The sequence below is a fragment of the Pseudomonas sp. NFACC32-1 genome (genome assembly GCF_900101215.1).
In the GTDB taxonomy this organism is placed as follows: domain Bacteria; phylum Pseudomonadota; class Gammaproteobacteria; order Pseudomonadales; family Pseudomonadaceae; genus Aquipseudomonas.
Window position 1 is genome coordinate 48,777 of record NZ_FMUL01000009.1, and the last position, 19,721, is coordinate 68,497.

Here is a 19,721-nt window from a genome sequence, read left to right on the forward strand (position 1 = left end):
ACCCACTGCTGCGGTTCGTTGATTTGAGTCAAGGGAGGAATGTCGGGTAGTGGCACATTGGTATTCATTCGCCTGTGCTTCTACCAATAAGAGATACGCCCGTATATGCCAGCCTGCAGCCGTGTTCGCAGAGGTTTCTTGCCGACCCGACGTCTTGCTTCAGTTCTTCCCGCCACCCCGTCACTCTTGGCTTGCATCTCCATTGCAACGTCTTCGCAGGATCGCAGCGAGGCTGGATTCGCCTCGCCAAGCATCAAGTACTGGAAGGGATTCTGCTCATGCCCATCTCCTTCAGTAGATCACTGCCATGCCGGATCATAAGGATCTTTCGCAAGTCTTCATCCAGACCCTGGAGCAGAGTGTCGACAGCGTCGTCGTCATCGACAGCCATAACTCCATCATCTTGTTCAACGAGGCTGCCCAGAAGCTTTGGGGGTACAGTCCTGACGAAGTCATGGGCCGAAATGTGGACCTGTTGGTCCCGCAGAAGATTCGCCCTCATCACGATGGGTTCATCGATGCCAACCGCCGCACCGGCATCAACAAGATCGTCGGCACCAGTCGCACTGTGCCGATCGAGCGCAAGGACGGGTCTCGTCGTTGGGGGGCGATGTCCATTTCGAGGGTCGAGACTCAAGGGCAGATCCTGTATACCGCCTTCATCAAGGACATTACCCAGCAACATGAAGAACAGCATCGCCTGTATCTCTTGTCGCTGGTCGTCGACACCACCGAAAACGCCATCCTCATAACGGATGCCTCCTGGCGGATCATTTTCGTCAATGACGGTTTCGTCCAGATGTTCGGCTATGGCGCTCAAGAGGCTGCCGGCAAGACGCCAATCGAGCTGCTCGCGCCGCACCTTGAACACCGCCAGGTCGCAGGGATTCGCCACCAGGTGGCCAGACACCATGTCTATCACGGACAGAACTATGGCTATCACCGGGAAGGGCCGCGGGTGTGGTGCAACATCACCAGCCATTCGGTCCACGATGCCCATGGACAACTGGCCAACACCGTAAGCGTGTTGACGGACGTGACGCATACGCGGATGCATGAGGTGCTGCGCCACAAGATTCTCGAGGCGATGGTGCGCGAGGAGTCATTGAAAACCGTCTTGAACCTGGCATGCCTCGAAGTCCAACGTATTGCCCCTGAAGTCACTGCTTCGGTCCTGCATGTCGATGACCGCGGGTGCCTGCAGACATTGGCTGCCCCTGGCTTGCCGTCAGGCTTTTGCATGGCCCTGGACGGCACTGCCATAGGAGCCGGGCTCGATGCCTTGGCTGCGACGGTATTCAGCGGCGAGGCCGCCACGATAAGCGAACTCGACGCTCATCCGTTCTGGGCACGATTCAAGGAGCAGAAGCAGCCACTGGGCCTGACGAGATGCTGGGCGACGCCCGTCAAGTCCAACGACGGACGAGTGCTCGGCCTGTTCGCTTTCTACTACCGCGACTCAGGCCAGCCAAGCAGGCTTCATCAGTTGCTTGTCGACGCCTGCATTCATTTGTGTGCCTTGGCGCTGGAGCGGGAAGAGTCGCGCCAGCACATACGCAAGCTGGCGTTCTATGACGAACTGACGGGGCTGGCCAATCGCAATCTGCTCCACGCCCGGGCCGAGCAGGCGATCGCCGATGCGTCCAGACATCAGTCGAACCTGGCTGTGGTGTTCATCGACATGGACCGGTTCAAGCAGGTCAACGATTCGTTGGGGCATCCGGCCGGCGATGAGTTTCTGCGTCTGGTCGCCCATCGCCTGTCCGAGGACCGGCGTGAGCACGATATCGTCAGCCGGTTATCGGGCGATGAGTTCGTGCTGGTGCTGCCTCAATGCGACTCGGCGCAGGCGATCGACCTGATCGAGAAACTGCGGGCACGCCTGAATGTTCCTAGCCAGGTGTGCGGTGTGACCCTCAGGCCCTCGGCGAGTATTGGCGTCAGCCTGTTTCCCGAGGATGGCTGCACCATGGAGGTGCTCCTGCACCGCGCCGACATGGCGATGTACCAAGCCAAGACTCGTGCGCGGGGAAGCGTCTGTTTCTTCAACGATGGGCTTAGCCAACTGACCCAATGCCGGTTGCGCCTGGAAGCGGCGCTGCGTGAGGCGATGGATCAGCGATCCCTGCACCTGGCCTATCAGCCGCAGATCGATCTGGGCCGGTCGGCGTTGTATGGGGTGGAAGTGCTCGCGCGTTGGACGCATCCCCAACTGGGAGAGATTTCGCCCGCTCGTTTCATTGCGCTGGCGCAGGAGTGCGGGCTGATCAGCGAGCTGGGCCTCTGGGTGCTCAGCGAGGCCTGTCGTCAATTGGCCGCGTGGCGCAAGCAGGGACTGTTGGTGCCGGCGGTATCGGTGAACATGTCGCCCACCCATTTTCATGACCGTGACCTTCCGACGATCCTGATGCGGACGCTGCGGGCCCATGGCCTGCAAGCCAGGGACCTGACGTTGGAGATTACCGAAAATGTGCTGATGGACATCAATCCGGACACGCTGACCACCATCGAGCAGGTTCATGCCTTGGGTATAACCCTGGCAATGGATGATTTCGGTACCGGTTATTCAAGCCTCAGCTACCTGCGGCGCTTGCCGATCCAGGAGCTCAAGCTTGATCGAAGCTTCGTCCACGACCTTGAGTGCGATACGACCAGCCAGGCCTTGAGCGAGGCCGTCATCCGTATCGGCGAAAGCTTGCAGATGAGAGTGGTCGCCGAGGGCGTCGAGACGTTGGCGCAACAGCAAGTCTTGCAAAACCAGGGGTACCGGATCGTTCAAGGGTTCCTGTATTCGAGGCCCTTGGTGGCCGAGGAAATAGGCCCCTGGATCAGGGCGCGCTACGTGTAGATGTGGTTGACCCGGCCCACGAGCCGGGTTTTTTATGGCCACCTGCTCGGGGCGCTGGGAGCGAACCGGCTTCAAGCGTGCATCGGCCTGCACTATTTGAAGCGTGCCGCATAGGTCGCCAGATTGTCTGCGGTGATCAGTTCGTAGGGGACCCAGACGTCTCCCTGCACCGGCTCCTTGCGGATCATCTTCAGCGCGGCCTGCACGGCCTGCAGCGCCTGGCCCCTGGGATCCTGAAACACCGAAGCCGCCAACAGGCCGCGCTTGATGGCCGCCTGGCCATCGGGCAAGCCATCCACACCCACCACGGGGACGTCCTCCCTGCCAGCCTGGCGCAACGCCATGGCAGCGCCGATCGCCATTTCGTCGTTGTTGGCGACGACGGCGTCGAAGTCTGTACCAGCGGTCAACCAGTTGCTCGTCAGGTCCATGCCCTTGCTGCGATCCCAATCGGCGTTCTGCTGCACCACCACCTGAATGCCCGGAAAGGCCTTGAGGCCCTCCTTGAGGCCTTCGGAACGGCCCCGGGTGGCGTTTTGGGTCAGTTCACCCATGATCAGGGCGATGCTGCCCTTGCCGTTCAACCGCTTGGCAATGAACCGGGCCTGCAGCTGGCCGGCCTGCAGGTCATCCGAGGCCACGGCAACCACGCCGTTGGGAATGCCGGGATCGTCGGGGCGGCGGTTGACGTAGACCAGCGGGACCTTGGCGGAGGTGGCGGCCTGGGTGATGTTGACGGTGGCGGCGGTGTCCACCGGCAGCACGATCACGGCGTCGACGTTCTGGGCCAGGAAACTCTGTACCTGGTTGAGCTGGCGCACGACATCGCCCTGGGCGTCCTCGAATTGCAGGGAGACCTTTTGCGTCTTGCCGGCTTCCTCGAGGTTACGGCGAACGTAGGTCATGAAGTTGTCGTCGACCTTGGCAATGCTGACACCGATGCGGTAGTCGGCCAGGGCCAGGGGAGTGAGGGAAAGCGCGAAGGCGGCGCACAGCAGTTTGCGAAGTAGCATGTCCGGTTCCTTTTGTTGTTATGCAAACGGGATGAAAACCTGGATCTATAACGTGAAGGCACTTTTGAAACGCTGGAGCGCACGTTCGCAATTGCCATCCGCCGCCCAGCCCTCCAGACCGACCACGCCTCGATAACCCAGCTCGGCAAGCGTCCGGGCGATGGCGGGGTAATGGATTTCGCCGGTGCCGGGTTCGCAGCGGCCCGGCACGTCGGCCACCTGGATCTCGCCGATAGCCGCCCCGGCGCGCCGGATCAACTCGATCAGATTGCCCTCGCCGATCTGGGCGTGATAGAGGTCCAGATTGAGCCGCAGGTGTGGGCTGTCCACGGCCTCGATCAGCGCCAGAGTGTCTTCGGCACGCGCAAAGGGAACCCCCGGATGATCCAGCGCGGTGTTGAGATTCTCCAGGAGGAAGACTTTGCCAGCGGCCTCGCCCAGGCGCGCGATCGCCATGAGGGTGTCCCGCGCGGCCAGCCATTGCGCGCCAGTCACGGTGGGCAGGGGCCTGACCGGCAGGCCGTTGCTGTCCAGGCCGGTGCCATGCAGGTTGAGGGAGGGGCAGCCGAGCCGCTCTGCGACGGCCAGAGACTCCCGGGCACTGGCCAGCAGTGCGGCGCGTCCCTCGGCGGTGACCAGGTCGCCCGAAACATACCCGGTCATGGAGGTGAAGCGGGCGCCGGTAGCGGCCAGGGCGTCGATGTCGTGGCGCGTCCAGTCCCAGATTTCCACTGCGAAACCCAGGGCGTGCAAGCGACGAACCCGCTCGACGAAGGGCAGGTCGATAAAGACCATCTCGGCGCTGACGGCCAGTACAAAAGGTGTGGTAGAGGTCATGGCATCACGCTCCGACGGCGACCGGCTGGCCGGATTTCACCGATTCGATGGCCGCCAGAGCGATGGCCAGGGCGGCCCGGGCGTCGGTTCCGTCCACCGGCACGGGGGTGCCGCCGCGCACGGCGTCGACGAAGGCGCGCAGCTCGGCCAGATAGGCGTCGCGCAGCAGCTGCGCATCCGAGCGCTGGGTGGTCTGGCTGATGCCTTCGGCTCCGTAGCAGACCAGCTCGCTGGTGCGCACGTCGCCGGCGGTGAGCATGCCTGCGCTGCCGAACACCTCGCCACGTACGTCATAGCCGTATACCGCCTGGAAGTTGGCCTCGGCGGTAGCGATGGCGCCGTTATCGTAGCGGACGGTGACCACTGCGGTATCGAGCAACCCCTGGTCGCGCAAATCGGGTCGTACCAAGGCGTCGGCCACCGCATACACCTGGGTGGCTTTGGCGCCTGGGTTGAAAAAGTTGAGGGTGTCGAAATCGTGGATCAGGGTTTCCAGGAAAATGGTCCAGGGTTTCACCGCGGCGGGATTGTGCAGGGCCGGATCCCGGGTGAGCGAGCGCAGCAGTTGCGGCGTGCCGATGCGACCCGCGAGGATCAAGTCGCGCGCCGTACGAAAACTGGTGGCGAAGCGCCGATTGAAGCCAACCTGCAGGGCGACACGGGCTTGGGCGCAGGCCGCGATGGCCCGGTCGGCTTCTTCCAGGGTCACTGCCATGGGTTTCTCGCAGAATACCGGCTTGCCAGCGCGGGCGGCCGCCACCACCAGTTCGGCGTGACTGCGTGCCGGAGCGACGATCACCACCGCGTCCACGGCGCGGTCCTCGATCAGTGCCTGGGGATCGGTGTAGATGCGCTCGACATCCAGGGTCTCCCCAAGTCGAGCGGCGGCACCCGGGGCTGGATCGGCCAGGGCAACCAGGCGGGCGCCGTAAAGATGCCGGGCGAGGGCGGTGGCGTGGAATGTGCCCATGCGACCGGTACCGATGAGGCCGAGGGACAGAGGTGTCTTGGAATGCGGCATGGAAGGGCGTCCTTTTGTGGTTGTTATAGGCGGCCGTGGGCCTTGATAGCCCGGGAGCAATCGCCATGCCACTCCTCCAGCCCCCGTTTCCAGGCGCTTTGGCGGCTTGCCTGCTACTGTCTATGTCTAGCTGGACATGTCCAACCTCTGGACAAGACTGACCCATGACGCCCCTGACCGCCGCGACCGACCTTGAACAAGAGCTGCTGTTCGTCACCGAGCTGCAGCAGCCTTCATCCGCCGACGCCACCCAGCATTCCCTGCACGCGGCATGGGAAGCCTGCCTGGCTGGCGATTGCGATCTGGCCGCTGTACGACCGGTGATTCGCGCGTCCTGGCTACGCAGCCGGGAGGCAGGCATTGCCGCGGATGAATTCCACTATGAATTCGTCTCCCCCGAGGATCTGGCGAGCCGTCTCGCTGCCCATCGCGAGCTGCTGGACATCGCCGCACCGATCATGGCCGACCTGTTGCGCTACAACCCGGACGGCCACCTCAATCTGGCGGACGCCGATGGCGTGACCCTCAGCGCTTGTGGGGTGGACCTGACCCCGTTGGGGAGCCGCCTGCTGGAGCAGGTTCAAGGGACCAATTGCACGGGTTTGGCGCTGCGCGAGCAGCGCCTGGTATTCGTCCTGGCCGCAGAGAACTTCAAGCGGGAACTGCGCGAGCGACACATGCATTGTGCTTCGGCACCGGTGCGCGATACCCAGGGACGCCTGCTGGGCGCCCTGACGCTCACAGCGGCCGTGGGCAATTTCCATTGCCACACCCTTGGCACCGTACAGGCAGCGGCCGAGGCCATCTCCCGGCAACTGGCGCTCAAGGCGTTGCTGGAGGAGCAACAGCGGGTACTGGAGGTGCTCAACGAAGGGGTCATCCTGCTGGACGATGACCGCCGGATCCGTAGCCTGAACGGCTATGCCCGGCGGCTGTTGCAGCTCGACGAGCCGCAGCAGGGCCGCCCCTTCGCCAGCCTCATCACCCAGGACACCGACCTCGATGTCTGGTTGGACCGGCGCTGGGAGCGCCAGGATCGCGATCTTACGCTGCTGCTGCCCGATGGCAGCGGTCTGCCGTGCCTGGCCTCGGCCTGTCCCATCGCCCAGGGCGGCTGGGTGCTGTCGCTCCGTGAAAACCGCCGCATCCGTGAGATTACCCGCCAGTTGCTGGGGACCCGGGCGCGCTACAGCTTCGCCGATATCCAGGGCCGTTCGGCGGCGCTGCAGGCCAGCCTGCAACTGGCACAGGCGGCCAGTCGCAGCGAAGCCACGGTGCTGGTGCTGGGGGAAAGCGGGGTGGGCAAGGAACTGTTCGCCCAAGCCATCCACAATGCCAGCGGACGTCGCCACGGTCCTTTCGTGGCGGTGAACTGTGGCGCCATCCCAAGGGATCTGGTGCAGAGCGAGTTGTTCGGTCATGTCGAGGGGGCCTTCACCGGTGCTGCGCGGGGTGGCGCGGCCGGCAAATTCGAACTGGCCGACGGCGGGACCCTGTTTCTCGATGAGATCGGCGACATGCCCCTCGAGGCCCAGATCAGCCTGTTGCGGGTGTTGCAGGAAGGCGAGGTCACCCGCGTCGGGGCGAGGAAGGCCCAGGCGGTGGACGTGCGGGTCATCGCCGCCACCCACCGCGACCTGGCCCAGGCCGTGGCGGAAGGAACCTTTCGCGAAGACGTCTTCTATCGCCTCAACGTCCTCACCCTGCAGGTGCCTGCGCTGCGCGAGCGCCGCGAGGATATCCCGCTGCTGGTGGCAACACTGCTCAAGCGCCTGGGCCGCAACCTGGAGCGACCGCCGCTGGCCATTTCCGACGAGGCGCTGGCGCGGTTGATGGCTCACGACTGGCCCGGCAACGTCCGGGAGTTGGAAAACGTCATCGAGCGAGCCATGAATCTCGCCCAGGGTGCGTTCATCGAGCCTGCCGACTTTCCCCCCGCGCTGCTCGTCGATACCGCAAGAACAGCGCAGGACGAGGAGCGCCTGACGCCCTTGGAGCAGGGGCAGCGCGAACTGATCCGTGCGGCCTTGAAAGACTCGGGGGGTAACTTGCGCCAGACGGCGAGTCGCCTTGGCATTTCGCGGGCGGGACTCTACGTCAAGCTCAAACGCTACGGGCTTAGCGCAGCCAACTTTCGAGGGGCCTCGGCGCCTTCGCCACGAATGTCAGGCCGGCGCCACGAATAGGAGGGCGTCGGCGCCTCGTCCAGCCGCGGTTCATATCGGTTCGGTCAATGGCGTGTAGCTTCGCCGGTACAGCAGATTGCCCGCCAGCTTGAGCACAGACGCGCGGCCCCAGCCAGGCAGCCTGCGCATCTTGTCCCGGGCGATGCATTGCTTCTGGACCCAATCGACGCGTGGCTTGCGTCGTTGCGTATAGCCAGCAAGGGCATCGCCGATGCGCTCACTGGCGGATAGCATCTCAGCCAGCACCAGCGCATCCTCCATCGCCATCGCAGCCCCTTGTGCCATGCTCGGAGAAGACGCGTGCGCCGCATCGCCGATCAGCACTACATGCCCCGAGACCCAATCCTCCATGACCACCTGCTCCAGACGACCAGCATGGACCTGGGTGTGTGCAGGCATCTGCTCGACAAGCGCGGACAACGGTGCCGGGAATGTCTCGAGCAGGGCATTGCGGGGTAGTTGGGCCAGGTCCTGCTGCGCTTCCCGTTCGCTGGCGCTCCTATCGGCATACATGTAGACCTGCCCGTCACCGATGGGCAGCGCCAGCAGGCTCATCGAGTCCCCGAGCATCACTGTCCAGGCATCGATGCCCACGGTGTCGGCGGTGATGAAGCGCCAACAGACGTTCCCGACATACTGGCTCAAGACCTCAGGGAACACGCTTTGACGTACCTTCGAATGAACGCCGTCGGCGCCGATGACGAGGTCGTACTCGACCATGGTCCCGTCGGAAAAGGTCGCCAGGCTGGTCTTTTCGAGGGGTTCGATCTCGCTGATCGAAGTCCCGAAACGCAGGTGTGTTTCACGCAGCGATTGGCGCAGCGTCGCGTGGAGGACGCCACGGGGAAGCGCCAGGCACGGCCCGCAGGATGCCCAGACGTCCTGGGTCTGGGTAATGCTCAACGGTCGGCCTTTGTGGTCCAGGATGCGCTGGGTCTTGATCGGTGTCGCCAGCGCTGAGGTCGCATCCAGCAATCCCAGGGCTTGCAAGGCCCGGGCTGCGTTGCCTGGCAAGTAGAGCCCGGTCCCGCCTTGGGGCACGTCGGCCTTGCGTTCGATCAGGTCGGGGCGCAATCCCTTGAGTTCCAGCGCCCTGGCCATTGCCAGGCCAGCGATACCGCCGCCCACGATCAGTATTCTCATTGCATTACCCGATGGTTGCTGTGGTTGGCGCGATCATACCGTGCGCGGCGAGGAGGAGATCTGCGGCTCGTTCGCCGATGACCACGCAAGGGGCCATGGTATTGCCGACGGTGATCCTGGGCATGATCGAGGCATCGGCGATGCGCAGTTTCTCGAAGCCATGCACCCGCAGCCGATGATCGACCACGGACATCTCGTCGCGGCCCATTCTGGCGGTGCAGCACGGGTGCCAGTAGGACACGGCGGCGTTGCGGATGAATTGCTCCATGGCGCGGTGATCCCTGGGGCCGGGTACGACTTCGCGCTTGACCAGGCCGTCGAAGGCTTCGCTGTTGCCCAGTGCCCGGCAGAGATCGACCGATGCGAATGCCGCCGCCATGTCCTCGGGCGCGCTCAGCGAGTTCGGCTCGATGAGCGGGGCATCCAGGGGGCCGGCCCCCGACAGGCGCACGGCCCCTCGGCTGACGGGACGGGCCAGCCCGGCGAACATCGTCCAACCCTGTGGCGGTGGCTGGATGTCGACTTCGGCTGGGGAGGGCACCGCGAATTCCAACTGACAGTGCAGAAGGTCCGGGGCATCCAGGCGGCTGTCGCTTTTCCAGTACAGCGTGGTCTCACAACCACCGCCGCCCACCGCCTGGGGATGCAGGTACTCCCAGGTGCAGCCAAAGGCGATATGGTCCTGGAAATTGCGACCCACGCCGGGCAGGTGACTGATCGGCGCGATGCCATGGGGGCGCAGTTCGCTTTCCGGGCCGATACCTGACTGCATCAGCACCTTGGGCGTGTTCACCGCGCCCATGGACAAGATGACCTCGGCGTGGGCATGGAAGCGCTGGCGCTGACCATCGACCACCGCTTCGACTCCGATCGCCGTTGTGCCGCGCAACAGCACCCGGCAGACCCATGCGCCGGTGAGCACCGTCAGATTCGGCTGCTTCAGCAATGGTCGAAGATAGGAGTCGTAAACGGATTCGCGCCTGCCCTGGTTGATGCGCAGATCGGTGATCGCGACCCCGCCCGGGCTTTCCATCATCGCTCCGTTGGGACTGTCATAGCGGGGAATGCCCAGGCGATTGGCCGCTTCCAGCGTTGCCCAGGCCAGGGGCTGGGGCTCGGCCGGTTGCTCGACGTGCGCAGGACCACCCGAACCGCGCCGTGCGGCGTCCGGTATGCCTTGCCAGTTCTCGATCCGCCGGTAGTAGTCCAGTACCGAGTCGTAACCCCAGGCAGGATCGCCGGACTCGGCCGCGAAATGATCCCAGTTCGTTCGATGCCCGCGGGCCCAGACCATCACATTGATGCTGGAGCCGCCCCCCAGGCCCTTGCCCATGTTCAAGGCCAGGCGGCGACCGTTGAGATGGGGGTTGGGCTGCCCGGCGAAGGCCCAATCGCGCTCGGAGCCGAGGTTCAACGGCCATTGGCCGGGCTCGACCACCTCAGGGCCGGCGTACGCCTGGCCGGCTTCGATCAGCAGTACGCGTACGTTGTCCTGGCGAGCGAGGCGGGCCGCGACCACGCAGCCCGCCGTACCTGCGCCACATACGATGAAGTCATAGTGACGATCATGCAGATGATCCATGCGTCCGTTCCGTACAAATGCAGCGGTTGAGTTCAGGGCTGTGAAGAGGCGGCGATCACTGTTTGTCGACGCTGTTCACTGCCTCGAGGATCACCTTGGCCACTTCGGCTGGCTGCGACTGCTGGGGAACATGGCTGGTGCGCAGCTCCGTCAGGGTGGCGCCGATACGCTTGGCGGCGGAACGCTGGACATCGGGATGGATCATCCGGTCTTCGCGGGCGAGCAGGTACCAGGACGGCTTGGTCTTCCAGGCGGAGACGGTCGTCTTGTCCTCGAAGGCGGAGGCCTTGATAGGGCCTTGCGTCGCAGTCATCACGGCGGTCTGTGCCGCGGGGAGATCCTGGGCGAAGTCCTTGGCCATGCCTTCTGGCGTGAGGTAGAGGAAACCGTTGCCGTCCGCCTTGATCTGACTGATACCAGGAGGCGTGGGCGCGCCTTTGCCCTGTTCGCCGCTGGTTTGTCCGGCATCGGGCGCGAAGGCGGCGACGTAGACCAGGGCGCGGACTTTCTCGTCGTTGCCGGCCTGGGTAATGACAGTGCCGCCCCAGGAGTGACCGACCAGCACGACGGGGCCCGACTGGTTGTTGAGTGTTCTCTGCGTGGCGGCCACGTCGTCGGCCAGGGAGGTGAGCGGGTTCTGCACCACCGAGACGGCCACCCCTTTGGCCTGCAGAAGCGGCACGACTTTGGCCCAATCGGAGCCGTCGGCGAACGCGCCGTGTACGATGACGACCGAAGGCGTTGTATCTTTGGCCTGGCTGACACCGGCGGCGAATGTGCTTGCAACGGCAAAGGCGACGGTGATGGCTTTCAATCTGAATGTTTTCATGGGATGAGCTCCTGTGTAGGTGCTCGAATTCTGCTGACTGGCCTGCTCGCTGGGCATCGGTCATTTATCCGACCCCAAGGTTTTTCCATGGATAGTGCGTTGCGGCTGGACATTTCATTGAGCGGAGCGCTGCGGGCGATCGGCCAGGTTGGCGACCTCAGCATGGGACAACCCCTGGGGCACTCCCGCCGCGTCGCCACGTTGGCGCAGAGGTTGGCGCAGGCCGCGCACGGCGAAGGCGAGCACCTGGCAGTGGCGGAGCAGGTCGCCTTGCTGCGCTGGTCCGGCTGCACCGCCAACGCCGAAGGTTTTGCCGACCTGCTGGGCGATGACGTCGACGGCCGCCGCGCGATGCTCGACCTGACCTTGAGCCGCGAGGAAATGACCGCGGTGCACCAGGCGACCCCGTTGGCGGTGGTGCACTGCGAGGTATCCGGCGAAGTCGCCAGGACCCTCGAACTAGGTGAGGCGGTGCAGGCAGGCTTGTGTCGTGTATTCGAAACCTACGATGGGACCGGCCGGCCGCTGGGCCTGACCCATGAGCACATTCCGGAAGTCGCTTATCAGGTGGTGCTGGCCGGTGACCTGGATATCCTCAGCCGAGCCCATGGCCTGGACGCCGCCCTGCGCTGGATCCGGGACCAGTCGGATCGACGTTATCCCGCCGCGCTCGCATCGTTGCTGGCGGATAACGCCAATGATTGGCTGACCGAGCTGGAAAATTCTTCTCAAGCCCCGGCCGGTGAGCATGCCGAGCGTTCTGTCTCACTGACGTTGGTGGGGGATGTGATCGACTTGAAGCTACCCTGGCTGGCGGGCCATTCGCGGCGGGTGGCCCTCCTGGCGATGGAAGCAGCCCGTCTGTGGGGGGTGAGCGAGCCCACCCTGACGGCGCTCGGGAAGGCCGCGCTTGTCTACGGGCTCGGTCGGGCAGCAGTGTCCAACCAGCTCTGGAACACCGCCGGGGCACTGCCTTATGGCGCCGTGGAGCGGGTGCACCTGGTTCCCTACTGGACGCAACAGGCGCTCAGGCCGATCAGCGAACTGGTCGTGCCCGCGCAGATTGCAGCCCATGCCTACGAGCGGCTCGACGGCAGTGGTTATTTTCGAGGCGTGATGGGCGATGCGCTGTGTGCCGAACATCGGCTGTTCGCTACTACCGTCGCCTGGGTCGCGCTGAGGGAGGCCAGGCCGTGGAGGGCGGCCCATGGAGAATCGGAAGCGGCCAGGCTGCTCGAACAGGAGGCCGTCCGTGGCTTGTTCGACAGGGATATCTGCGACGCGGTGATCGCCGCCGCCCGTGGCGAGCGTCGAGCGCATCAGCCCAAGGCGTCGTTACTCACCGCGCGCGAGTGTGATGTGCTCCAGGAGATCAGTCGCGGCGCCAGTAACAAACAAGTGGCGCGACTGCTGGACATCAGTCCGAGCACGGTTCGCACACACATGGAGAGCATCTTTCGCAAACTGCAATGCTCGACCCGAGCCGCCGCGACCCTCAAGGGATTGACGCTGGGGTTGATCTCCTGAAGTCGGACAATAGCGTCAGTTCTCCATCAGGCTGGAAGTGCCATGGAAGATCGTCCCATTCGGCTGGCGAACACGAACGCACCGATGGCGTCAGCCCTCAAAGCTGCCCCCCTCGATATGGTAGACCTGCGGTTCTTCGGAAAAATATTCCTCCAGGCCCATCATGAACAACCGATGGTCTTCACTCGCTTCGAAGCCTGGCGTGTGATCTTCCAGTGATTGCCATCTCACGATCAGATTGAACACCTCGGGACTTTCGATCCCTTGTGCGAGCAGATGGCCGCCGTAACCTTTCGCACGGCTGAGCAAAGGGGCGACCTCGGCAAATGCGCCTCGGAACATTTCAATGCGTTCTTTGTGAACGGGAAGTCGAGCGATCTCGTAGATCATGGCGTTTCCTCTGGCTTGGCTTGATGATTGAAATTACCCACTCAAGGAATCAGCGATGGCTCCACTGCGATCGCGATTTTTCCTTGGAGACCGTTGTTGGGCGTTTCCAAACGGGCATGGGCGAGGGCAATGTCGGCGAGCGAATAGACGGCGCCGACATGAGGCCGCAGCTGACCGCGCGTTATCAATGCACTGAGCTCATCCAGCTTGCCGCGGTTTTGCCGGGTGAACACGAAGTGATAACTGGCGTTCTTGCCCCAGGCCTGGATGAGGTTTTGTGGCTGTGCGATGTCCACGATGGTGACGACGCGGCCAAGCTGGGCCAGCACGTCGGAGCTGCGTGACAATGTGTTGCCGCCAATGGTGTCGAAGACGACATCGACGCCGCGACCATTCGTTTCCCCCATGACGGCGTCGACGTAATCCTGTTTTTCGTAATCGATGGTCACGTCGGCCCCCATGCTGCGGGCGAATGCGGCGTTTGTCTGGCGTACGGTGGTGAACACCCGGGCTCCCATGGCTTTGGCCAGTTGAATCGCGACATGACCGACGCCGCCCGCGCCGCCGTGGACAAGAATGCTTTCCCCGACCCTGAGCGCCGCACGCACCACCAGCGCTTCCCATACTGTCCCGCCGACCAGGCTCAGGCTTGCCGCCTCGAGGTGGCTCAGCGAGGAGGGCTTCTTACCGACAATGCTTTGGGCGACGACGTGGTACTCGGCATAACTGCCTGGGCCTTCGAATATCTGTGGCGTGTACCAGACTTCGTCTCCCGGAACGAAGGCCGTCACCCCTGGCCCCACTGCTTCGACAACGCCCGATACGTCGTGCCCGGTAATGGCCGGCAGTGGTACCAGGTCGGGATAGTCGCCACGTCGAACCTGGTAATCCAGCGGATTGATGGACGTGGCGTGGACCCGCACCAGCACTTGCCCGGCTTGCGGTACGGGCTTGGGTACTTCGCAGAGCTCGAACGATTCAGGACCGCCGAATGCCTTGAGAATCATCGCTTTCATGGTTGAAAACCTCGTATCGATAAAAAGGGATATCGAGATATCTCGATATATTGCGGCAAAAAAATCTACAGCTCTTTCCCTATGATCTCGGCCAGTGCACCGATGGCCGCTTCATTGCGCTTGTAGTACGTCCACTGGCCGATGCGCCTGACTTCCACCAGGCCGACTCGTTGCAACGTAGCGAGGTAACCCGACACCGTCGACTGCGACAGCCCGATACCTTCCTGGATACTGCTGACGCAGACGCCGACCGTGAGAACGTCCCCTTCATCCTGTGGAGGGAAGTTCTTTACGGGGTCCTTCAAACCTTTCAGGATCTGAAGACGCGTAGGGTTCGAGAGGGCTTTGAATATTTCGATCAATTCCATGCGCCGAGGATATCGAGATTTACCGATATGTCAATACGAAAAAATTGGTCCGCCCGGTTTTTCCTCGGCCGAAGCATGCCGCTCTTCAGTCGAGGCGGCCGATGGCGTGGGCAAGGTTCGCACGTGCCTGTGTTTCAAACGCGTCGAAGTAAGTGGCAGTCGTATAGAGCCGCCCCCGGGCCAGAAAGCCCTCCAGCACCTGGCGCCGCTTTTGGCGGTAAAGGGGCAGGGGCACGTAGCTGTATTCCTGACGGATTTGCCGGTCGTACTCCTCGAAGCGTTCGGGCGGCGCCCCGAGAATCGCCAGATCCGTGTCCACCAGCACTGCCTGGTCTGCCGAAGCAGGGGCTGCGTCGTGCCGCGTCACCATGACCAGGTCGTACAGCCTGCGCTGTGTTTCGGCACACAAGCCGTGATCCCGAGCGACCTCGGCCAGCCACTGGGCACTGCGCAGCTCGTTGTCGTTGCGAAGTGGATCGTAGATCGCATCATGGAACCACAGGGCGAGGTCGACCTCGGCGGCTGCCTGGCAGCTGGCGTCGACGCCTCGTCTCACCCGCAGGCACTCAGTCAGGTGCTGGCGGTTGTGGTAAGCGCGATGTGGTTCGTCGTAGCGCCGAATGAGTGCTTCGTATGTCTCGTGCGACGCCGCTGTGACGCCCAGCACCGACCAGGCACGAGCCCAGGCCGAAAAGTCCATCGCGCCGGTGTCTTCATGTGTATTGGCTGGAAACGGGGTGCTTTTTTCTGATGATGCCGTCATTTCGTGTCCTTACCATCAATCCAGGGGCTTAGCTGCATGTGCTGGCAATAACCAGAGGAGGCGATACCTGATACAAGGATTGATTCGCCGGTCAAACCGAGCGATCTCGATCAGCCTCCTGAACTTTCAATCAGCATGGCGCGCAAGCGTTGGCGTTGTTCTTCGAGTGCATCGATCTGTCGTTCGAGCCTCGCCAGCCGCTTGCGTTGAGTCTCGGTGATGTCCGCGCAGGCTTTCGCTCCTTCGATCAACAGCATGCAATCGGGAAAGCTGCGGATTTCATCCAGGCTGAAGCCCGTGGCGATCAGGCGCTGGATCTGCTTCACCTGGGTGATGGCTTTTTCCGGGAACGCCCGGTAGCCATTTTCGCTTCGCGTGGAGGCCAGCAGGCCATGCTGATCATAATGACGAATCGAGCGCACGCTGACGCCGGTGGCCCGGGCCAGGGCACCGATCTTGAGCACGGTGGGGGGCGATATCTGGTTCATGGGCGAACGATAGCATTGCGGCTTGACTGTGACACTAATGTCAGGGTCCAGGCTGTGCTCTTTCAATACTTGAGGAGCTTGAACATGATGTCGTTCAAATGCATCAACCACGGGCGCAGCTGGCTGGCTGGCCTGCTGCTGATGGGCGCGTCCTGGCTGGCACAGGCCGCCGTGCAACCGTATACCGTGACGGCGCCTGACGGTGTGTCCATCGCGGTGCAAGAGGCGGGGGACCCGAACGGTCAGCCCATCATCTTCATTCATGGCTTGCTGGGCAGTCATCTGAGCTGGGAAAAACAAGTCGAGAGCCCTGAGCTTCAGCGTTATCGCCTGATCACCTACGACCTGCGTGGGCATGGGCGTTCCGGCCAACCCGGGGAGGGCGATGCCTACAGCGACGGACGACGTTGGGCCGATGACCTGGCGGCGGTGATCGCAGGATCAGGCGCCCGACGCCCCGTCTTGGTGGGATGGTCCCTGGGGGCTGCCGTAGCGACCAACTACCTGGCCGCCTATGGCGACGAGAAGATCGCCGGCGCCGTTTACGTCGGCGGCGTCATTGAGCTCAAGCCTGATCAGATCGTTGCGCACCCCTCTGTGTACAGCGGCATGACGTCGCCTGATCTCAAGACCCACCTCGATGCCGAGCGTGAGTTCGTCGCGCTGTGTTTCGCCACACGGCCTGATGCCGATACTTTCCAGCGTTTGTTGGCCAATGCGGCCATGGCTTCCGAAAACATGCAGAAAGCCGTGCATGGCATGTCGCTGGACGCCCCCAAGGGCCTGGGTGCGATGCACAAGCCGTTGCTCTTGATTTATGGGGCGCGTGACGCCCTGGTGCAGGCCGAACCGTCCTTCAATCGCGCCAAGGCGTTGAACCCCAGCGTCCTCGGCAAGTTCTACCCGAGTTCGGGGCATTCTCCCTTTCTGGAAGAGGCGCAGCGGTTCAATCATGACCTGTCTGCGTTCGTTGACGCTGCGATGCGCGCTCGGCGATGAAGCCGGCCGCTCACAGCTTCAACGGGTATTCGATCACGATGTAAATCCGGTCGATGTCATCCCCGCCCCGAGCGCTGTTGGCCCGATGGGACACGTGGGATACCTGCATGGACAAATCCTTGGCCGGCCCGGAGGGCACGATGTAGTGCAGGTCTATATCCCGTTCCCAGTGGCGTCCGCCATCCCCTTGTTGCGGGACGAACTGGCCGGTGTCCGGGTCGAGTGGGTTATACGCTCCACCTTGGGGGGCATGGGTGCCGTCGATACCGCGACCGGTGACGTAGCGGGTCATGAATTTCAACCCCGGGACGCCGAAAGCGCCCAGGTCAAGGTCATAGCGGGCCTGCCACGAACGTTCGCCGGCACCGTTGAAATCAGCGTATTTGATGGAGTTGGCAAGGTAGATCGAGTCGCCGCCCACAAAGTCGAATGGCGTGTCGCCCTGGATCTTCTGATAGGCCAGCGTGAATCCCTGTGCGCCAAGGGTGTATTTGCCCGACAGGCTGTACGCAGTGTTATCGATCCTGCCGGACGTAGCGTTGCCGTAATCCCGGGTGTGGTAGACGTTGCTGTCCAGGAAGAACCCGGATCGCTTCAGATGTGCATTGGCGTAGTACTGACGCCAGGTGTCGGTCAGCTCGGAAGCGTACAGGGCGCCGCCCAGGGGCTGGTCTTCGAAAAATTGGGTACCGAGAAAACTGATGCTGCCTGGGTCAGTGCTTGCCCCGTAGCCCGTGAAGTCCCCTTCGCTGGTGGAGGCGTCCTGATTCTTGAACGCGGTGAACCGCCCGGCCTGCAAGTGCACATCGTCGAACTCCCGACTGTCGAGCAGAAACCCTGTGGCATATTCCGGTTGCAGGCGTTTGTCGGCGGTGTCGAACACCGGGGTTTGCACGGTCATTTCACCGTAGGCCAGGGTGGTTCTGGACGAGCGCAGTTTCAACGCGCCACCGGCACTGGAGTATTCGCGCTCACTGCGGCCTTGCGAATCCAGCGGCAGCAATCCCGTTCCGGAATGCCCTCGGCCGCCATCCAGTTTCAATCCGAGAAAACCATGGGCATCGACACCGAACCCGACAGTGCCGGAGGTAAAACCGGAGGAAAACGAGGCGATGAAACCTTGGGCCCACTCCTGTTTGTAGTTTTTGTTCGCCGGGGAGGGGGATCGGTAGTCGTTCTGCAGGAAGAAATTTCGGCTCAGCACGCCGAAGGTCGAGCCGGCCATGACATCCTGCACCGAAGGCTCGGCAGCCAGGGCCGTGGTGCTGGAGCCGATCAGCACCATGGATAACCAGAGTCTGTGCATGGGTTGTGGCCACCGTTGCGTGCAAGCTTCATTGCTGCAAAGGCGCCGGGTTTTCACCGCGTGATTTGTCGTGTGCATGCTACAACCGGTTCGGTGACTTCAAAGGGGGGCGTCGGGCCATGTATGCGGGCGTGTGAAAGGCTCGCGCAGAGGGCTTGATTATTGGCTGCGGGGCTCTGGCGAGTGAGTTAAACGTTGTTAATTTCAAGCGGAACGCGTCGGGGCCTCAGATCAGGATGTAATCGCTGCGTTGGCCAATCCCCTTATGAGCGCCTGGAACCAGATGCACGTAACGGCCATTCACCAGGTCGACCGGCAAGCAATCGTCCACCTCGAGTACCGCGTCGGTGTGTGACTTGAGCCACCCGGCCGGCATGCGTTGCCTGCCCAGTTGTCTGGCCTGGGCCTTGTTCTGCGCCACCACCAGCAGGTAACGATGTGCCTCGCCAAACACACCGGGTTCGTAGCCCCCAAGGTTGATGAAAAACAGCCTCGGATCGTCGGGCCCCGGGGCCAATTGGCCGAGTTCGACACGGTAGGAGTCGATGCCGTCGACCTCCAGCCACGAGTCGATGTGCAGGCCCTTGGGGCTGCCGAACCAGGCGTCGCGCAGTTGCGGATACGCCTGTTGCAGTGAGTCCGCCTGGGCGAACAGCACATCATGTACCTCAATGCTCGCCCTTGGATGACGGCCACCGAGCATGACGATGTACAGCATGGATAACTCCTTCGGGACGCGTAAGGCGCGACATTCTGCGGATGATGGGGCGTTTATTCAAAGTCGTGAAAAACCTATACATGGTTTGAAATTATCTGTACAAGAAACTAGTCTTGTACAAGTATTTCTCTCGCCCTGATAGGTGCCTCATGGCAAATCCGGCTCGTTGGGCCTGCCTCTGCTTGCTGTTGACGGTGATGTCGTCGGCGGCAGCGGACTGGCGCACGACATTGCCCACGGCGCAACGGCTGGGAGGCGGTGATTTCACCTGGTTCGGCCTGCGCCTCTATACCGCACGGTTGTGGACTGTCGGTCTTGTACATGACTGGAACCAGCCTTTCGCCCTGGAACTGCTTTACCACCGATTCATGTCCCGGGAGACGCTGGTGCAGGCCAGCCTCGAGGAGATGCGCCGCCTGGGTTCCGGTAGCGTGCCTCCGCAAGACATCACGACCTGGACTGAAGCCATGGAAGCGGCTTTCGTGGACGTGCGCCCCGGCATGCGGATCACGGGACTGTATCTGCCAGGAGAGGGCTGCCGCTTCTATGTCGACGGCAAGCTCAGTCGGGAAATTGCCGACCCGGTCTTCGCCCGGGCGTTCTTTTCCATCTGGCTGGATCCCCAGGCCCGAGACCCACAACTGCGTCAACGCCTGCTTGGCCTGGCTGACAACGACTGAGGAACAT

The 19,721-nt window shown here is 62.6% G+C and carries 18 protein-coding genes; 5 read left to right on the forward strand and 13 right to left on the reverse strand.

Going from position 1 to position 19,721, the window contains the following annotated elements; genetic code table 11:
- The first annotated feature begins 307 nt into the window (after nt 1-307).
- A complete protein-coding gene (locus BLP99_RS15390; RefSeq protein ID WP_072398378.1) occupies nt 308-2,848 on the forward strand; it encodes an EAL domain-containing protein in 2,541 nt (846 codons plus the stop codon).
- A gap of 92 nt (nt 2,849-2,940) precedes the next feature.
- Here the strand turns inward: BLP99_RS15390 and BLP99_RS15395 are convergent, their stop codons facing one another.
- Genes BLP99_RS15395 through BLP99_RS15405 form a run of 3 tightly spaced genes read right to left on the reverse strand, consistent with a single transcriptional unit; the run spans nt 2,941 to nt 5,719 of the window.
- The gene (locus tag BLP99_RS15395; protein ID WP_072398377.1) at nt 2,941-3,861 is read right to left on the reverse strand and encodes a sugar ABC transporter substrate-binding protein; all 921 of its coding nucleotides are present in this window, start codon (nt 3,859-3,861) and stop codon (nt 2,941-2,943) included.
- Between the two features lie 45 nt (nt 3,862-3,906).
- A complete protein-coding gene (locus BLP99_RS15400) occupies nt 3,907-4,698 on the reverse strand; it encodes a TIM barrel protein (RefSeq protein WP_092180740.1) in 792 nt (263 codons plus the stop codon).
- Between the two features lie 4 nt (nt 4,699-4,702).
- The gene (locus BLP99_RS15405) at nt 4,703-5,719 is read right to left on the reverse strand and encodes a Gfo/Idh/MocA family oxidoreductase (RefSeq protein WP_072398375.1); all 1,017 of its coding nucleotides are present in this window, start codon (nt 5,717-5,719) and stop codon (nt 4,703-4,705) included.
- A gap of 164 nt (nt 5,720-5,883) precedes the next feature.
- Between BLP99_RS15405 and BLP99_RS15410 the strand changes: the two genes are divergently transcribed.
- The gene (locus tag BLP99_RS15410; protein ID WP_072398374.1) at nt 5,884-7,905 is read left to right on the forward strand and encodes a sigma-54-dependent Fis family transcriptional regulator; all 2,022 of its coding nucleotides are present in this window, start codon (nt 5,884-5,886) and stop codon (nt 7,903-7,905) included.
- Between the two features lie 30 nt (nt 7,906-7,935).
- Here BLP99_RS15410 and BLP99_RS15415 read toward each other — a convergent pair whose 3' ends face one another.
- The 3 genes from BLP99_RS15415 to BLP99_RS15425 are packed head-to-tail and all read right to left on the reverse strand — an operon-like array spanning nt 7,936 to nt 11,459.
- On the reverse strand, nt 7,936-9,048 hold the full coding sequence (locus BLP99_RS15415) for an FAD-dependent monooxygenase (protein WP_072431212.1): 1,113 nt from the start codon (nt 9,046-9,048) through the stop codon (nt 7,936-7,938).
- A gap of 4 nt (nt 9,049-9,052) precedes the next feature.
- Entirely contained in the window at nt 9,053-10,630 is a 1,578-nt protein-coding gene (locus BLP99_RS15420) for a GMC family oxidoreductase (protein WP_092180743.1), read from the reverse strand.
- Nucleotides 10,631-10,685: 55 nt separating this feature from the next.
- Entirely contained in the window at nt 10,686-11,459 is a 774-nt protein-coding gene (locus BLP99_RS15425) for an alpha/beta hydrolase (RefSeq protein ID WP_072398371.1), read from the reverse strand.
- An 87-nt stretch (nt 11,460-11,546) separates the two neighbouring features.
- Between BLP99_RS15425 and BLP99_RS15430 the strand changes: the two genes are divergently transcribed.
- Entirely contained in the window at nt 11,547-12,986 is a 1,440-nt protein-coding gene (locus BLP99_RS15430) for an HD domain-containing phosphohydrolase (protein ID WP_092180746.1), read from the forward strand.
- 90 nt (nt 12,987-13,076) lie between these two features.
- Here the strand turns inward: BLP99_RS15430 and BLP99_RS15435 are convergent, their stop codons facing one another.
- The 5 genes from BLP99_RS15435 to BLP99_RS15455 all read right to left on the reverse strand — a co-directional run bounded on the left by BLP99_RS15435 (nt 13,077) and on the right by BLP99_RS15455 (nt 16,011).
- Nucleotides 13,077-13,376 (reverse strand): antibiotic biosynthesis monooxygenase family protein, encoded by a 300-nt coding sequence (locus BLP99_RS15435; protein ID WP_072398369.1) that lies wholly within the window; start codon nt 13,374-13,376, stop codon nt 13,077-13,079.
- Between the two features lie 41 nt (nt 13,377-13,417).
- On the reverse strand, nt 13,418-14,392 hold the full coding sequence (locus tag BLP99_RS15440) for a zinc-dependent alcohol dehydrogenase family protein (RefSeq protein ID WP_092180749.1): 975 nt from the start codon (nt 14,390-14,392) through the stop codon (nt 13,418-13,420).
- Nucleotides 14,393-14,457: 65 nt separating this feature from the next.
- The gene (locus BLP99_RS15445; protein ID WP_072398367.1) at nt 14,458-14,760 is read right to left on the reverse strand and encodes an ArsR/SmtB family transcription factor; all 303 of its coding nucleotides are present in this window, start codon (nt 14,758-14,760) and stop codon (nt 14,458-14,460) included.
- 85 nt (nt 14,761-14,845) lie between these two features.
- Entirely contained in the window at nt 14,846-15,523 is a 678-nt protein-coding gene (locus BLP99_RS15450) for an HD domain-containing protein (RefSeq protein WP_092180752.1), read from the reverse strand.
- Between the two features lie 110 nt (nt 15,524-15,633).
- Nucleotides 15,634-16,011 (reverse strand): MerR family transcriptional regulator, encoded by a 378-nt coding sequence (locus BLP99_RS15455; RefSeq protein WP_072398365.1) that lies wholly within the window; start codon nt 16,009-16,011, stop codon nt 15,634-15,636.
- Nucleotides 16,012-16,095: 84 nt separating this feature from the next.
- Between BLP99_RS15455 and BLP99_RS15460 the strand changes: the two genes are divergently transcribed.
- Nucleotides 16,096-17,010, forward strand: coding sequence for an alpha/beta fold hydrolase (locus BLP99_RS15460; protein WP_076406978.1), 915 nt, complete (start codon nt 16,096-16,098; stop codon nt 17,008-17,010).
- Between the two features lie 10 nt (nt 17,011-17,020).
- On the opposite strand, the gene BLP99_RS15465 is transcribed toward BLP99_RS15460, so the two are convergent.
- Nucleotides 17,021-18,316 carry an OprD family porin gene (locus BLP99_RS15465; protein WP_092180755.1) on the reverse strand — a complete coding sequence of 432 codons (1,296 nt, stop codon included), beginning with the start codon at nt 18,314-18,316 and terminating at the stop codon, nt 17,021-17,023.
- Nucleotides 18,317-18,542: 226 nt separating this feature from the next.
- On the reverse strand, nt 18,543-19,034 hold the full coding sequence (locus BLP99_RS15470; RefSeq protein WP_072431219.1) for a DUF1543 domain-containing protein: 492 nt from the start codon (nt 19,032-19,034) through the stop codon (nt 18,543-18,545).
- Between the two features lie 149 nt (nt 19,035-19,183).
- Between BLP99_RS15470 and BLP99_RS15475 the strand changes: the two genes are divergently transcribed.
- A complete protein-coding gene (locus BLP99_RS15475; protein ID WP_092180758.1) occupies nt 19,184-19,714 on the forward strand; it encodes a chalcone isomerase family protein in 531 nt (176 codons plus the stop codon).
- Nucleotides 19,715-19,721 lie beyond the last annotated feature (7 nt).

Coding starts and splice junctions, on each gene's coding strand:
- BLP99_RS15460 (WP_076406978.1), top strand. CDS start 16,096: ATGATGTCGTTCAAATGCATCAACCACGGGCGCAGCTGGCTGGCTGGC.
- BLP99_RS15445 (WP_072398367.1), bottom strand. CDS start 14,760: ATGGAATTGATCGAAATATTCAAAGCCCTCTCGAACCCTACGCGTCTT.
- BLP99_RS15455 (WP_072398365.1), bottom strand. CDS start 16,011: ATGAACCAGATATCGCCCCCCACCGTGCTCAAGATCGGTGCCCTGGCC.
- BLP99_RS15465 (WP_092180755.1), bottom strand. CDS start 18,316: ATGCACAGACTCTGGTTATCCATGGTGCTGATCGGCTCCAGCACCACG.
- BLP99_RS15450 (WP_092180752.1), bottom strand. CDS start 15,523: ATGACGGCATCATCAGAAAAAAGCACCCCGTTTCCAGCCAATACACAT.
- BLP99_RS15435 (WP_072398369.1), bottom strand. CDS start 13,376: ATGATCTACGAGATCGCTCGACTTCCCGTTCACAAAGAACGCATTGAA.
- BLP99_RS15475 (WP_092180758.1), top strand. CDS start 19,184: ATGGCAAATCCGGCTCGTTGGGCCTGCCTCTGCTTGCTGTTGACGGTG.
- BLP99_RS15405 (WP_072398375.1), bottom strand. CDS start 5,719: ATGCCGCATTCCAAGACACCTCTGTCCCTCGGCCTCATCGGTACCGGT.
- BLP99_RS15415 (WP_072431212.1), bottom strand. CDS start 9,048: ATGAGAATACTGATCGTGGGCGGCGGTATCGCTGGCCTGGCAATGGCC.
- BLP99_RS15400 (WP_092180740.1), bottom strand. CDS start 4,698: ATGACCTCTACCACACCTTTTGTACTGGCCGTCAGCGCCGAGATGGTC.
- BLP99_RS15390 (WP_072398378.1), top strand. CDS start 308: ATGCCGGATCATAAGGATCTTTCGCAAGTCTTCATCCAGACCCTGGAG.
- BLP99_RS15420 (WP_092180743.1), bottom strand. CDS start 10,630: ATGGATCATCTGCATGATCGTCACTATGACTTCATCGTATGTGGCGCA.
- BLP99_RS15470 (WP_072431219.1), bottom strand. CDS start 19,034: ATGCTGTACATCGTCATGCTCGGTGGCCGTCATCCAAGGGCGAGCATT.
- BLP99_RS15395 (WP_072398377.1), bottom strand. CDS start 3,861: ATGCTACTTCGCAAACTGCTGTGCGCCGCCTTCGCGCTTTCCCTCACT.
- BLP99_RS15410 (WP_072398374.1), top strand. CDS start 5,884: ATGACGCCCCTGACCGCCGCGACCGACCTTGAACAAGAGCTGCTGTTC.
- BLP99_RS15430 (WP_092180746.1), top strand. CDS start 11,547: ATGGATAGTGCGTTGCGGCTGGACATTTCATTGAGCGGAGCGCTGCGG.
- BLP99_RS15425 (WP_072398371.1), bottom strand. CDS start 11,459: ATGAAAACATTCAGATTGAAAGCCATCACCGTCGCCTTTGCCGTTGCA.
- BLP99_RS15440 (WP_092180749.1), bottom strand. CDS start 14,392: ATGAAAGCGATGATTCTCAAGGCATTCGGCGGTCCTGAATCGTTCGAG.